The sequence below is a fragment of the Nonomuraea sp. CA-141351 genome (assembly GCF_050944675.1).
Taxonomy (GTDB): domain Bacteria; phylum Actinomycetota; class Actinomycetes; order Streptosporangiales; family Streptosporangiaceae; genus Nonomuraea.
In genome coordinates this window covers 12249060-12262436 of record NZ_CP191982.1, presented here as the reverse complement: position 1 = coordinate 12262436, position 13377 = coordinate 12249060, and the positions used below count along the sequence as shown (strand labels likewise).

Annotated in this window: 13 protein-coding genes; 8 read left to right on the top strand and 5 right to left on the bottom strand. The window is 70.4% G+C overall.

Annotated elements, in window-relative coordinates:
* Positions 1 to 435: 435 nt before the first annotated feature.
* The 4 genes from ACQPWU_RS57685 to ACQPWU_RS57670 are packed head-to-tail and all read right to left on the bottom strand — an operon-like array spanning position 436 to position 4980.
* Positions 436 to 1782: a mannitol dehydrogenase family protein gene (locus ACQPWU_RS57685; RefSeq protein WP_433445554.1), complete on the bottom strand. Its 1347-nt coding sequence runs from the start codon at positions 1780 to 1782 to the stop codon at positions 436 to 438.
* Positions 1779 to 2987, bottom strand: a complete 1209-nt coding sequence (gene manD / locus ACQPWU_RS57680; RefSeq protein WP_433435553.1) for a D-mannonate dehydratase ManD — start codon at positions 2985 to 2987, stop codon at positions 1779 to 1781. The genes ACQPWU_RS57685 and manD overlap by 4 nt, the downstream gene beginning before the upstream one ends.
* Positions 2984 to 3757, bottom strand: coding sequence for a 6-phosphogluconolactonase (locus ACQPWU_RS57675; protein ID WP_433435552.1), 774 nt, complete (start codon positions 3755 to 3757; stop codon positions 2984 to 2986). Before ACQPWU_RS57675 ends, manD begins: the two co-directional genes overlap by 4 nt.
* Positions 3754 to 4980 carry an AGE family epimerase/isomerase gene (locus tag ACQPWU_RS57670; protein WP_433435551.1) on the bottom strand — a complete coding sequence of 409 codons (1227 nt, stop codon included), beginning with the start codon at positions 4978 to 4980 and terminating at the stop codon, positions 3754 to 3756. The genes ACQPWU_RS57675 and ACQPWU_RS57670 overlap by 4 nt, the downstream gene beginning before the upstream one ends.
* A 102-nt stretch (positions 4981 to 5082) precedes the next feature.
* Between ACQPWU_RS57670 and ACQPWU_RS57665 the strand changes: the two genes are divergently transcribed.
* From ACQPWU_RS57665 to ACQPWU_RS57640, 6 genes are all read left to right on the top strand, one after another.
* A complete protein-coding gene (locus ACQPWU_RS57665; RefSeq protein ID WP_433435550.1) occupies positions 5083 to 6072 on the top strand; it encodes a LacI family DNA-binding transcriptional regulator in 990 nt (329 codons plus the stop codon).
* Between the two features lie 63 nt (positions 6073 to 6135).
* A complete protein-coding gene (locus ACQPWU_RS57660) occupies positions 6136 to 6915 on the top strand; it encodes a sugar isomerase domain-containing protein (RefSeq protein ID WP_433435549.1) in 780 nt (259 codons plus the stop codon).
* On the top strand, positions 6906 to 8156 hold the full coding sequence (locus ACQPWU_RS57655; protein WP_433435548.1) for a neutral/alkaline non-lysosomal ceramidase N-terminal domain-containing protein: 1251 nt from the start codon (positions 6906 to 6908) through the stop codon (positions 8154 to 8156). The genes ACQPWU_RS57660 and ACQPWU_RS57655 overlap by 10 nt, the downstream gene beginning before the upstream one ends.
* Positions 8153 to 9280, top strand: coding sequence for an N-acetylglucosamine-6-phosphate deacetylase (locus ACQPWU_RS57650; RefSeq protein ID WP_433435547.1), 1128 nt, complete (start codon positions 8153 to 8155; stop codon positions 9278 to 9280). The genes ACQPWU_RS57655 and ACQPWU_RS57650 overlap by 4 nt, the downstream gene beginning before the upstream one ends.
* A gap of 38 nt (positions 9281 to 9318) precedes the next feature.
* A complete protein-coding gene (locus tag ACQPWU_RS57645) occupies positions 9319 to 10815 on the top strand; it encodes a sodium:solute symporter family protein (protein ID WP_433435546.1) in 1497 nt (498 codons plus the stop codon).
* A 122-nt stretch (positions 10816 to 10937) separates the two neighbouring features.
* Complete coding sequence (locus tag ACQPWU_RS57640) at positions 10938 to 11483, top strand: AAA family ATPase (RefSeq protein ID WP_433435545.1); 546 nt, start codon at positions 10938 to 10940, stop codon at positions 11481 to 11483.
* Positions 11484 to 11529: 46 nt separating this feature from the next.
* On the opposite strand, the gene ACQPWU_RS57635 is transcribed toward ACQPWU_RS57640, so the two are convergent.
* The gene (locus ACQPWU_RS57635; protein ID WP_433435544.1) at positions 11530 to 12087 is read right to left on the bottom strand and encodes a copper chaperone PCu(A)C; all 558 of its coding nucleotides are present in this window, start codon (positions 12085 to 12087) and stop codon (positions 11530 to 11532) included.
* Between the two features lie 210 nt (positions 12088 to 12297).
* On the opposite strand from ACQPWU_RS57635, the gene ACQPWU_RS57630 reads away from it, so the two are divergent.
* Positions 12298 to 12873, top strand: coding sequence for a DUF5994 family protein (locus tag ACQPWU_RS57630; protein WP_433435543.1), 576 nt, complete (start codon positions 12298 to 12300; stop codon positions 12871 to 12873).
* A 163-nt stretch (positions 12874 to 13036) separates the two neighbouring features.
* Positions 13037 to 13360: an STAS domain-containing protein gene (locus ACQPWU_RS57625; protein WP_433435542.1), complete on the top strand. Its 324-nt coding sequence runs from the start codon at positions 13037 to 13039 to the stop codon at positions 13358 to 13360.
* The last annotated feature ends 17 nt before the right edge of the window (positions 13361 to 13377 follow it).

Here is a 13377-nt window from a genome sequence, read left to right as displayed (position 1 = left end):
TCCCGAGGAATTCACGTCGCGCGGATTCTGTGTCGCCGCGATGAGCCCATCCGGAAATGACCGGCAAACGAAACGCGCCCGAAGATCATACTCTGCGGGCGCGCACAAAGTCCTTATGGGTACCACAACTACAACGCAGGACAGTCTAGCACGCACTTCTGGTGCACCGCGCTAAGGCGTTTCCCGTTTTTATCGCCACCTCTGATGAGGTTTGCCCGTAATGACTGTTTCTCCTCGCGCCGACTCCGAGTAGAGCTCGCCGTTGTGGGCGCCGGAGGCGAACCGAAACGGCTGGAGCTCCTGCCCTACGACGAGTGCGGCCTGTCGGTCGAGCCCGGGGCTCGGCCGGGCCAAGGGCCTACGCCCTGGATTCCACTCTCACCAAGCCTCCATCTTCCGGCATCGGCCGTTCGAGATCCGGCACGGCGAAACCGATCACGGCCGGCCGGCATCGAGCGCGCGGAGGGTGGCAGCGACGCCGTCGGCGTTGAGCCGCTCCAGGCAGTCCGTGACCAGCTCGCGGAAGACCCGGTGCTCCCGGAGGTCGGCGCCGAAGATCTCCTCGATCGCCAGCAGGCGGTTCACGGTCGCCGCGGCGGAGCCCGTTCCGTCTCCGCGCAGCCGGTCGGCCAGCGGGTCGTCCAGCTCGCGTGACGTGGTGACGTGCCGCATCCACCCGCCCACGGCCAGCGCGATCCACCGGGGTTCGTGCCCGCCGGCCAGCCGGTCGCGCGCCGGGTCCAGCAGGCGCTGCGGCAGCTTCTGCGAGCCGTCCACCGCGATCTGCGCGACGCGGTGCCGCAGGCCGGGGTTGGCGAACCTGGTCAGCAGCGACTCCTTGTACCCCGCGAGGTCGAACCCGTCCAGCCCGTCCAAGGTGGGCGAGAGGTCGTCGTCCATCAGCCGGCGGAGGAACCCGGCGAACGCGGGATCGTCCACGGCCCCGGACACGTGCGCCGCCCCCGACAGGTAGGCGATGGCCGAATGGCTGCCGTTGAGCAGGCGCAGCTTCATGCGCTCGTACGGCCGGACGTCACCCACCAGGAGCGCCCCCGCCTTGTCCCAGGCCGGCCGGTCCCCGGCGAAGGAATCCTCGATCACCCACTGCGTGAACGGCTCGGTGACGACCGCGCCCAGGTCGGTCACGCCGAGCCTGGCGGCCATGTCGTCCAGGTCGGCCTGCGTGGTCGCGGGGACGATCCTGTCCACCATGGTCGCGGGGAACCTGACGTTCTCCTCGACCCACTGGAGCAGCGGCGGCTCGCACAGCTCTGTCACGAGCCCGGCGAGGGTGGCGCCGTTGTCGGGGAGGTTGTCGCAGGAGACGACGGTGAGCGGGCCCGCGTCCGCGGCGGCACGGGCGCGTAGCCCGGCGACGAGCCTCCCGATCGCGCCGGGCCGCGGGTCGCGGCGGTACGCCTTCTCCGTGATGGTCAACGTGACGACCGCGGTCTCCGGCGCGGCCAGCCGTGCGGCGAGGTCGTCACCAGGGGCGAGCACGTCGCGCACTGATCCGACCACGCGGACCTCGTCGCCGGTGCGCACGCCGTACAGGCAGTCCTGGGGGCGGAGCCGGTCGGCCACGTCGGTGCTGCGCTGGCTGGCTCCGCAGATGCCCCAGCGGTCGTCGCCGGTCTCCGCCATGGCGCGCTCGGTGTAGACGGCCTGGTGGGCCCGGTGGAAGGCGCCGATGCCGAGGTGCACGACGCCGGTGAGGCGCGGCTCCGCGAGCGGGCGCGCGGTGGGCGCGACCCTGGACAGGGTGGCGCGGCTGAGTCTCACCAATTGTGCATGCTCCCGTCCGTCAGCCGGTTGACCGGCAGGTAGGCCGGTTCGTAGGGATAGCGGGCGGCGAGCTTCTCGTCGATGTCGACGCCGAGGCCGGGCTCCTCGCTCGGATGGAGGTAGCCGTCGGCGAAGTGGTAACCGTGCGGGAACACCTCGTCGGTGGCCTCGGTATGCCGCATGTACTCCTGGATGCCGAAGTTGGGGACGGCGATGTCAAGGTGGAGCGCGGCCGACATGCAGACGGGGGAGAGGTCGGTGGCGCCGTGCGAGCCGGTGCGCACGTGGTGGAGCGCGGCGAGGTCGAAGATCCGCCGCAGGTGGGTGATCCCGCCCGCGTGGACGACCGTGGCCCGGATGTAGTCGATGAGCTGCTCGCGGATCAGCTGCTCGCAGTCCCAGATCGAGTTGAACACCTCGCCGACCGCGATCGGTGCCGTGGTGTGCTGCCTGATCAGCCGGAACCCCTCCTGGAGCTCGGCGGGCACCGGATCCTCCAGCCAGAAGGGCGCGTACTCCTCCAGCCGCGAACCGAGCCGACCGGCCTCGATAGGGGTGAGCCGGTGGTGGATGTCGTGCAGGATGTGCAGGTCGTGGCCGAAGCGGTCGCGTACGGCGGCGAACAGCTCGGGCACGACGCGCAGGTAGCGCTCGGTCGACCAGGTGGCCTCGCTCGGCAGCTTGGCGTCGGCGGGCTCGTAGAACATCTTGTCGTTGCTGACGCCGTAGGTCACGTCGAGACCGGGTACGCCGCACTGCACGCGGACCGCGCGGTAGCCGAGTTCGACATACTTCGCGACCTCGTCGAGCACCTCGGGAATCGTCTCGCCGTTGGCGTGGCCGTACACGGTGACGCCCTCGCGTGAGCGCCCGCCGAGCAGCTGGTAGACGGGCAGCCCGGCGACCTTGCCCTTGATGTCCCACAGGGCAGTGTCGACGGCCGCGATCGCGGTCATCGTGACCGGGCCGCGCCGCCAGTACGCGCCGCGGTAGAGGTACTGCCAGGTGTCCTCGATGCGCGCGGGGTCGCGGCCGATGAGCAGCGGGCAGACGTGGTCGCGCAGGTAGGACGCGACCGCGAGCTCCCTGCCGTTGAGCGTCGCGTCGCCGATGCCGGTGACGCCGTCCGAGGTCGTGATCTTCAGGGTGACGAAGTTCCGGCCCGGGCTGGTGACGATGACCTTGGCGTCGGTGATTCTCACTGGTAGGCCTCCAGGTCGGCGAAGAGCGTGCAGTCCGGGTGGGTACGCAGGATCGAGGCGGGACAGCTCTCGGCGACCGGCCCGTCGAGCGCGGCGGCGAGCGCGGCCTTCTTGTTCGGGCCGGGCACGGTGGCGACCAGCGTGCGCCCGGCCATCAGCGTGGGAACGGTCAGCGTGATCGCCCGCTCGGGCACGTCCGCGAGCGTGGCGAAGCACCCGTCGCTGACCTGTTGCCGACGGCAGGCGTCGTCGAGCTCGACGACCTTGACCGCGAGGGGATCGCCGAAGTCGGCCACCGGAGGATCGTTGAACGCCAGGTGGCCGTTGTCGCCGATGCCCAGGCAGACCAGATCGATCGGGCCGCGGCCGAGGAGTTCGGCGTAGCGCGCGCTCTCCGCCTCCGGGTCGTCGCCCGGCTCGATCACGTGGACCGCGCCGGGCCGTACGGCGTCCCAGAGCTCGTGGTGGAGGAAGCGGCCGAACCGCTGGGGCGCGTCCGCGGGCAGGCCGATGTACTCGTCCATGTGGAAGACGACGACCCTGGACCAGTCGATCCCCTCGGCCGTGCGCAGGCCGGCCAGCGTCTCACGCTGCGAGGGCGCGGCGGCGAAGACCACCCTGGCCTCGCCGCGGGTGGCGAGCGCCGTCCGCAACGCCTCCGCCGCGGCACGCGCCGCCGCGGAGCCGGACTCCGCCCTGTCGCTGAATATCCGGACATCGAGGCGTCCGGCGACCCGCTTGATCACGGGGTCCGTGTTCGTGGCCGTCACGGCCGGCCTCCCTGAGCGCCGAGTTCGAGGATCTGCATGAGGTTCCTGGAGATGTGGTACGGGTCCTTGACCGGCAGGGCGACGACTTCATCAAGCGGGGCCCCGGCCCGGTCCCTGATCTGGACCCACTCCTCGCCGTCCGCTCCGCCGGGGAACGTGCCGAGCGTGTAGTCCCAGATCCGGTCGAACCAGCCGGCCGCCTCCCGGTCGCCGTAGCGCACGGCCACCAGCCGGGTGGTGTAGGCGGCTTCCGTGTGGACCCACCACAGCTTGGTCGACCAGGTCCGCCTGACCAGGTCTTCGTACGGCCCGCCGTACGGCCGGCCGGAGACGCCGACGTAGCGGAACAGGCCGCCGTGCTCGTCGTCCCACCCGGCCTCGCACAGCGCGGAGACACTGGCGACCAGGTCACCGTGGTCGCCGGTCTCGCCGAGCAACTCGCCTGCCTCCAGCGCCATCCAGATCCCCTCCAGCGCGTGGCCGGGGGTGTGGTGCCTGGCCAGGACCGTGTCCCGCATGCCGGGATCGGCCACGAACGTCTCGGTGAACAGGCCGCTCTCCTCCCGGTGCGCGACCATGGCCCGGCGCGCGGCGCGCAGCTCGTCCGCGTAGGGGAGCGTGTCCGCCGACACCGCCTGGTGCGCGCGTACCTGGTCGAGCCTGGCGTTGAGGACGATCATGCGGGAGCCGAACCCCGAGCAGCCGGGCGGCAACGGGTATGGCGGCGTCGGCGGATCACCCGCCTCCACGTCGTCCGCGATCCGCTGGACGATCACATCGATCGTGGGGAGGTAATCGGGCGAGCCGGTGTATCTGGTGAGCTCCGCGAGCCCCATGGCGACGAAGGCGTCGGCGAAGATGCTGCGCTCCGCGGGCAGCGGCCCGCCCTCCTCGTCCAGGACGTAGGCGCACCGGCCGTCAGGCAGGACGGCGTGGTCGAGGAGGAAGGACGCGCCGCGTTCCGCGTGCCGTACGAGCGTGGCGGGGTCGAAACGCCGCGAGAGCAGGCCGCGGTCGGCGAGCCGGGCGGCGCGGGCGAGCAGCCAGACGAAACGCCCCTGCGACCAGGTGAACTTGTTCGTGGACAGCCGGCGACGGCCGCGATTGTCGAAGCAGGTGAAGAACCCGCCGTGCTCGGTGTCGATGCCGTTCGCGAGCCAGAACGGGAGGATGACGTCTTCGAGTTGCCTGCGGGCGATCTGCTCGGGCTGCTCGGAACCCATGCCGTCCTTTCCATGGAGGACAATGAAAGCGATTGCATGGATTCTGGCTTCGCTAGAGTACTTCGGTCAAGCCGGGGTCGAGCCAATGCTGAGGAGTGCGGTGTGAGCAAGCCGACGATCTACTCCATCGCCCAGCGGTGCGGCGTCTCCGCCGCGACCGTGTCGCGGGCCTTCAACCGCCCTGAGCTGGTCAGCGCGGAGGTCAGGGAACGGATCATGGCCGCCGCCCTCGAGCTCGGCTACCAGCCGAGCTCGGCCGCGCGCGGTCTGGTCACGGGCAGGGCGGAGATGATCGGGCTGGTCGTCTCCGACATCACCAACCCGTTCTTTCCGCTGCTCGTGCGGGCGATCCAGCGTACGGCGGAGCGGATGGGGAGCTCGGTCATGCTGGTCGACGCGGAGGAGAGCGCGGCGGCGGAAGTGAGACACGTCGCCCAGCTCCGCAGCAGGGTGGACGGGGTGATCGTGGCCTCGCCGCGCTCGTCGTCGTCGGCGCTGCGCGAGGCCGCGAGGGGGCTTCCCTGCGTCCTGCTCAACCGCCCGCTGCGCGACCTCTCCTCGGTGATCTGCGACAACACCAGCGCGCTCTTCGACGCGGGCGAGCATCTCCACAAGCATGGGCACCGCTCGTTCGCGCTGCTCGCCGGGCCGAGCGCGTCGTGGGCCGCGGGCCGGCGCTCGCACGCGATCCGCAGGTGGGCGCGGGGCCGCGGGGTCGAGCTCGTGGAGCTCGGCCCGTTCCGCGCGACGTTCAAGGGCGGCAGGCAGGCCGGTGCCGCGCTGCTCGGGACCGACGCCACCGCCGCCTTCGCCTTCGACGACCTCACCGCGTGCGGGGTGCTCGCCGAGCTGGCCGGGCGCGGCGTCTCCGTGCCGGGGGAGCGCAGCGTCGTGGGCTGCGACGACGTGCTTCTCGCAAGGACCGTGACGCCGAGCCTGACCACGGTGACCGCGCCTATGGACGACCTCGGCGCCACCGCGGTCCAGGTCCTGACCAGGCAGATCGAGGCTCCGGGCGGTGCGCCTGAGCACATCAGGCTGCCCGGCGTCTTCGTCGCACGCGACTCCACGGGCCCACGAGCCGCCTCTTGACCGGGATTCGGGCATGGACTTAAATGCCTGCAATCGCTTTCATCGGTCACGAGGAGCCTGCAGGTGCAAAACGGACGGCACGCGTCGCTCATGCGGACGTACGCCGAGCAGGTCGCAGGCCTGATCGGCAGGATCGAAACCGAGGAGGCCGACGCCATCGGGGCGGCGGCGAAGCTCATCGCCGACCACATCACCCGGCACGGGACGGACCGGCTGATCTACGTCTACGGCCCGGGAGGGCACTCGAACCTCGCCGCGCAGGAGGTGTTCTTCCGCGCCGGCGGCCTGGTCAACGTCAGCGCGATCCTCGACGAGGGCACGCTGCTGTCCGGCGGCGCGCTGCGCTCGATGGCGATCGAACGCACCCCTGGTTACGGCCGCGTCGTCATCGAGGACAACAGGCTCGGCGCGGGCGACCTGCTCATCCTGGTCAACGCCTACGGGATCAACGCCGCACTCATCGACGCCGCGCTGACCGCCCGGGAGCACGGTGTCACCGTCATCGGCGTCTCATCCAGGGACCACGCCGACCGGACCGCGCCCGGCCACCCGGCCAGGCACCCCACCAAGCAGAACCTGCACGACCTCGTCGACCTGCACATCGACACGAAGGTGCCGATCGGCGACGCCGTGCTCGAGATCGAGGGGGTCCCCGAGCGGGTCGGCGCGATCTCGACGTTCGCCAACGCCTACACACTCAACTGCGTCATGGCCGCGGCGATCGCCGAGCTGGCCGAGCGCGGCACGGTTCCCGAGATCTGGCGCAGCGGGAACGCGCCGGGCGGCGACGAGCGCAACGGGCTCTTCCTCGACCGCTTCCGCGGGCGGGTCCGATGGCTGTGAACAGGCTGTTCGCCGGGGCCGCGGTCGCCGACATCACGCCGCCGGCCGGCGGCTCGCTCGCCGGTTACGCCGCCCGTACCTCCGCTTCCACCGCGGTGCACGACCCGCTGCTGGCCACCGCTGTGGCGGTCTCCGACGGCGCGACCACGTCCATCGTGATCTCCGCCGATCTCATCGCGCTCGACCCGGACACCACCCGGCGGATCGCCCGTGACCTGCACGAGCGCACCGGGATCCCGGAGGAACGGGTGGCCGTGGCGGCGACGCACACGCACGCGGGGCCCGCGGTGACCAGGGGCGGCATCGGCGGCGTCGCCGACCCGCGATACGTCCGGGACGCCTGCTCGCAGATCGCCGGCGCCGGCGCCGCCGCGCTCGGCGCGCTGGCGCCTGCCGTGCTCCGCCGTGGCTGCGGCACGCTCCACGGCGTCGCGCACAACCGGCGCGGCGGGACCCTCACCGACCCCGCGGTCCCGGTCGTACGGCTGGAGCGCGAGAACGGCGAGCCCATCGCCACCGTGTTCTCCCACGCCTGTCACCCGGTGACGCTCGGCCCCGACAACCTTCAGATCACCGCGGACTGGCCCGGCTACGCGCGGCGGCACCTGGAGTCCACGATCGGCGGTGTGGCCGTGTTCCTCCAGGGCTGCTGCGGCCAGCTCAACACCGGGCACACCGCGCTCGACAGCCTGCGCGGCACCGAGCCACGCCCGGGCAGGACCTTCGAGGCCGCGGAGCGGATCGGGACCCAGGTGGGGGAGGCCGCGCTCGGTGCCGGCACGGAACCGTTCGCGGGGCCGGTGTCGGTGGCCGCCACGCGCGTCGACCTGCCGCTCGGCGACCCGCTCACGCCGGCCGAGCTGCGCGCGCTCGCGGACGAACCCGACGGGGTGTGGGCGGGGTGGGCGCTGGCCCAGTTGGCCGACCCCGGGCCGGCGTCGGTCGAGGTCCAGGTCGCCGTGCACCGGTGGGGCGGCGTGCCGCTGGTGTTCCTTCCCTGCGAGCCCTTCGTCGAGTTCGCCGTGGAACTGCGTGCCGCGCTCGGCGATCCCGGGCTGCTCGTCGCCGGTTACACGGGCGGGGTGCCCGGCTACCTGCCCTATCCGGAGACACACTACGACGAGGGCGGCTACGAGATCTGCGAGGCCCATCGGGCCTATGGGCTGCGTGCCGCTTTCACACCCGACGCCGGCCGCCTGGTCATGGCCGCCGCCCAGGCACTCGCGGGGGAGGCGGTGTGACGGTCTTCGAGGGCAGGCTCGCGGACGGGCGCCCCGTACGGGTCGACCTGGATGGGCCGCGGATCGCCGCGGTCACCGAGATCAGTGACGCACCCGACGAGCTCATCCTCCCGGGCCTGGTGGACATCCAGGTCAACGGGTACGGCGGGCGCGACTTCAACGCGGACGACCTCTCGACCGGCGACGTGGTCGAGCTGGTACGCGAGCTGTGGAAGCGCGGCACCACAACGCTGTGCCCCACGATCATCACGGCGCCGGAAGACAAGATCACCAGAAACCTGCGCGTGATCGCGGCGGCGCGACAGGCCGATCCGCTGGTCAGGCATGCCATACCCGGCCTGCACGTAGAGGGGCCCTACCTGGCGCCCGAGGACGGGCCGCGGGGCGCGCATGAAGCCGATCACCTGCGCGACCCCGACATCGCCGAGTTCGGGCGCTGGCAGGAGGCGAGCGGCGGGCTCGTGAAGATCGTCACGTTGGCTCCCGAGCGGGCGGGCGCCGTCGATTACATCGCCGAGCTCTCCCGGCGGAACGTCGTCGCGTCCATCGGGCACACCGCGGCGGCGCCCGCCGACATCAAGGCGGCCGTGCGGGCGGGTGCACGGCTCTCGACCCACCTGGGCAACGGCTCGCACGCGATGATCCGCAGGCATCCCAACTACATCTGGGCGCAGCTCGCCGAGGACCGGCTCGCCGCGACGTTCATCGCGGACGGGCACCACCTGCCCGCCGACACGTTCACCGCGATGCTCCGTGCCAAGGGGACCGGCCGCGCGCTGCTTGTCAGCGACTCCGTCGCGCTGGCCGGCTGCGCTCCGGGCGACTACACGACCCCGGTCGGCGGCCGGATCACGGTGCGTGAGGACGGCCGGGTGACTCTGCCCGGCGGTGAGCTGCTCGCCGGTTCGGGGAGCTCGTTGATCGAGTGCCTCGCCTGGGCGGTCACGCGTACCGAGGTCGAGCTCGGCACCGCGGTGGGCCTGGCCGCGGCGAACCCGGCCCGGCTGCTCGGAACCGGCCGCGGCCGCGTCGAACCCGGCGCGCCCGCCGACCTGATCGTCACCACTCCCGATCTGTCTGTCTTGCACACCTTTGTGAACGGCGTGCCTATCCACAGCGCCTGACCTGCACCGCTCCCCACCCCCCCGACCTGGGAGATCTCATGGGTTTTCTCGACTGGCTAGTGATCTGCGGCTACTTCGTCGTGATGATCGCGATCGGCGTCTGGGCGAAGTCCCGCATCCGCGACGCCAAGGACTTCTTCACCGCCGGCGGCAAGATGCCCTGGTGGCTGTCCGGGATCTCCCACCACATGTCGGGCTACAGCTCGGCGGTCTTCGTCGGCTACGCGGCCATCGCCTACACCGCCGGTTTCACCCTGTACGTCTGGTGGGCGATCGGCATCACGTTCGCGATGCTGGTCGGGTCGTTCCTGTTCGCGCCGCGCTGGCCGAGGCTGCGGCAGCGGCTCGGGATCATCTCGCCGCTGGAATATCTCGCGACCCGCTACAACGTGCCGGCGCAGCAGGTGCTCGCGTGGAGCGGCACCGCTCTCAAGGTCTTCGACGTCGGCGCCAAGTGGGCGGCGACCGCGCTCCTGCTCCAGGTGTTCGCGGGCGTGCCGATCGCCTGGGGCGTGCTGCTCACCGGAGGGGTCACGCTGATCTACTCGACGATCGGCGGGCTGTGGGCTGACGCGCTCACCGACCTCGGTCAGTTCATCATCCAGCTCGTCGCGGGGATCACGCTGTTCGTCGCCGTGCTCGCCAAGCTCGGTGGCCTGTCCGCGATCTGGACGCTGTGGGACCGGCTTCCCGAAGGACACGGCCAGCCGTTCAACGACAAGTACACCATGGGCTTCGTCCTGGTCTACCTGCTGATCAACACGCTTTCCTACAACGGCGGGACCTGGAACCTCGCGCAGCGTTTCATCGCGGCGCCGACCGGGGACTCGGCCCGTCGCGCCGCGCTGTTCTCCGCGGGCCTCTACCTCTTCTGGCCGCTCGTGCTGTTCTTCCCGATGTGGGCCGCGCCGGTATTGCTCCCCAACCTGGCCGAGCCCGACCAGTCCTACGCGCTGCTGACCCAGCAGCTGCTGCCCGGCGGGCTCATCGGCCTCGTGCTCGCCGGGATGTTCGCGCACACGATGGCGATGACGTCTTCGGACGCCAACGCGATCTCCTCGGTGGTGATCAGGGACATCATCCCCGCGGTCTGGAAGCGGGCACACCAGCTCTCGTCCAAGTCCGAGCTGCTGGCCGGCCGGGTCTCCACGTCCCTGTTCATCGCGCTGTCGATGGGCATCGCGCTCAGCGCGGACAACTTCGGCGGTGTGCTGGGCCTGCTGATCCTCTGGTTCGGCGCGCTGGTCGGTCCTATCGCCATCCCGATGCTGCTCGGTATGCTGCCGATGTTCCGCCGCTGCGGTCCCGCCGCCGCGATCGGATCCTGGGCGACCGGGCTCGTGGTCTTCGCGCTCCTGAAGTACGTCTTCCCCGGTCAGGGCCAGACCGTGGAGGTGGCCGCCCCGGTCCTGTCCGCGCTGGTGGTGTTCGTACTCATCGGTCTTGTCGCTCCGGCCCGCGACGCCGAGGCCGACGCGCTGGTCGACTCGCTGAACACCGAGCAGCCCGAGGTCGCGCAGGCACGGAACGGTTGATCTCCAGTAGGTGGCGCCCCAGTAACAGCCGCTTGTGCGGTGGCTCATGGACGCGCTGTCGGCGGTGACCTCGTCAGCAGCGGCATCCGGCGCCCAGATCCGCGACGTACGAGGAATGATCGATGAAGCGCTACATCCTGACCGGCACCCCTGGAGCCGGGAAGACCGCGATCCTCCGTTGGCTGGAGCGTGACGGCTACACCGTCGTCGAGGAGGCGGCCACAGACGTCATCGCCCTGCACCAGGCCCAGGGCGATCGCGAGCCGTGGACGAAGTCGTCCTTCGTGGAGGCGATCATCGCCTTGCAGCGCCGACGGCAGGAACAGGCCGCGGCCCTTCCCGGCGAGGTACAGATCTACGATCGATCGCCTGTCTGCACCTACGCCCTGGCTACCTATCTCGGCCATCCCGTCTCTCCGGGCCTGTCCCGCGAATTGGAGCGCATCCAGGCCCGGCAGATCTACGAGAAGAAGGTCTTCTTCATCCAGAATCTCGGGTTCGTCGCGCCGACCGACGCGCGGCTGATCACCTTTGAGGAGTCGCTGCGATTCGAGCAGATCCACCAGGACGCCTACACCTCACTCGGCTACGAGTGCGTGCCGATCGCCCCGGGCATGCTGCCGGACCGGGTGGCAGCGGTCAAGAAGCAGCTCGAAGCCGCACCATGACAACGAATCGACCTGCGGCGAGGTGGTGTCGCCTTCCGGCCGAGGCTCAGCTGGGGCTCGGTGTGGACGATCCGGCTCCTCGTTCCAGCGGCAGTACCGGGATGCGCAGGGTGAGGGTGCCGGTGGAGAAGCGGAATGTGACGTCGATCGGAGTGGCCCCGAGCGGGCGGTGGATGTCGATGAGTTCCAGGTGAGGGCGGTCGTGCCCCTCTTGGAGTGAGAGGGTGCCGCGAGCGGGGATCGTCACGTGGACGGGTTGCCGGGGAGCGGAGGGGCTTTCGCGGTAGACGACCCTTTCCGCGTGCACGGTGCTGACGCCGTCGAGTTTCTGGGGTTTGTCGCTGTTGTTGACCAGGGTCAGGTACAGGCCCAGGTCGTCTCCTGCCTTCTGCTTGTCCATGGGCGGGGCCAGGATGTGGACGTGCAGCAGCCGCATCGCACCGACCTGCCCATCGACCAGGCCGTTACGGTTCCAGGTGGGTTGAGGCGCGACGGACTGCATCGGGGAGCCGCAGGCCGGGAGGAGCAGCAGGCAAGCCGTCAGTAGCAAGGGAATCGCCGCGTGCCGCGCATCGACTCGAAGGTCCCCATATGAAGTCTTCATACCGCGCTCCTGTGCTGTGCTTCGTTGGGCGCGGTATACGCGGCACGAACCATGCGCCGCGGAGGCTGTCTTCCAAGGGCCGTACTTGGGAGCGCCGCCTGCAGAGGGTTGACCGCAAGCACGATGTACCCACCTGAGCGAAGGGCATGTCATCCTGCGATGCCTCCCTCCGCCGCGCCCCCTCGTAGATTCCTTCGAATGAGGTAACCTATGGCCACCGAGGACATTCCGTGCGTTGGCATCCAGGTCGGCGTCGCCCACGGCGAACCACGTTTCGGCCCTTCGAGGGCCCGGACAGGCCAGGCGATCATGATGCCGACCCTTCTCTCTCGTCTCAAGCTCCTGAGTCCCGTCGCTTCAGCGTTTCCAGCCTGCGACTCCACGATCCGGCTCAGCCTGAGTCCCGCGCTCGACCGGCGAGCCACCGTGGACGGGGCCTGGTGGCCCCGCTCCAGCGACGCCGCCGCCATTGATCAGCGGCTCGGCCGGTCCACGATGCGCGTCAGCGTGTACAGGGACGCCTGGGTCCACATCCCGCGCCGTATCCCGGCACGCGGGCGGCAGGTCAGAGTCGGCTGGTTCGGCCACGCCGACCCCCGCGTGGTCATCTCGACCCTCGCCGGCTCAGAGCAGATCGTCCTGCTGATCACTGAGCCGGACACGGCCCGTGGTCCCGCCGAGGCCACGCTCGAACTCGCCACGCAGGACACGACGGGCTTCAGCCCTACGGAGATCCTCACCATCGCGCACCTTCCCGCCGTCCCGTACACCCGGGAGCGCCCATGACCGATCGCGGAACCGTCCATCACACCGACCCGCCGACCGCCCCGGTGTGATCACGCGCCGCCTGCCGGCCGGATTGAGCAGTGCTGACACCGCCCCTTCTGGCGGCCCACCGCTCTCCCGCCGGCAGGCGCCTCATCCCTTCTCTTCTCCGATCGGAGACCTCATGAGCATCATCGACACCGCCCCGTCCGGCGGGGCAGGCTCAGCGGCCCCCACCACCGTCCACCTGGTGGGCGAGATCGACATCTTCACCAGCAAGGCCCTGCGCCGGCAGCTGCTGATCACGCTGCGCCACAGCACCAGCCCGCTCATCATCGACCTGTCACAGGTGCCCTTCTGCGATGTCGGCGGGCTGGCCGTGCTGGTCGGCATCCAGCGTCGCGCCCGTGCTCAGGGCATCACCCTCGCCTTGGCCGCACCTCGTCCGGAGGTGTTCCGGCTGCTGCACGTAACCGGCCTGGACCGTGGCCTGACCCTGGTGACCTGACCGCTCACCTGGGGGCG

Coding starts and splice junctions, on each gene's coding strand:
- ACQPWU_RS57625 (WP_433435542.1), top strand. CDS start 13,037: ATGAGCATCATCGACACCGCCCCGTCCGGCGGGGCAGGCTCAGCGGCC.
- ACQPWU_RS57630 (WP_433435543.1), top strand. CDS start 12,298: ATGGCCACCGAGGACATTCCGTGCGTTGGCATCCAGGTCGGCGTCGCC.
- ACQPWU_RS57655 (WP_433435548.1), top strand. CDS start 6,906: ATGGCTGTGAACAGGCTGTTCGCCGGGGCCGCGGTCGCCGACATCACG.
- ACQPWU_RS57640 (WP_433435545.1), top strand. CDS start 10,938: ATGAAGCGCTACATCCTGACCGGCACCCCTGGAGCCGGGAAGACCGCG.
- ACQPWU_RS57645 (WP_433435546.1), top strand. CDS start 9,319: ATGGGTTTTCTCGACTGGCTAGTGATCTGCGGCTACTTCGTCGTGATG.
- ACQPWU_RS57670 (WP_433435551.1), bottom strand. CDS start 4,980: ATGGGTTCCGAGCAGCCCGAGCAGATCGCCCGCAGGCAACTCGAAGAC.
- ACQPWU_RS57635 (WP_433435544.1), bottom strand. CDS start 12,087: ATGAAGACTTCATATGGGGACCTTCGAGTCGATGCGCGGCACGCGGCG.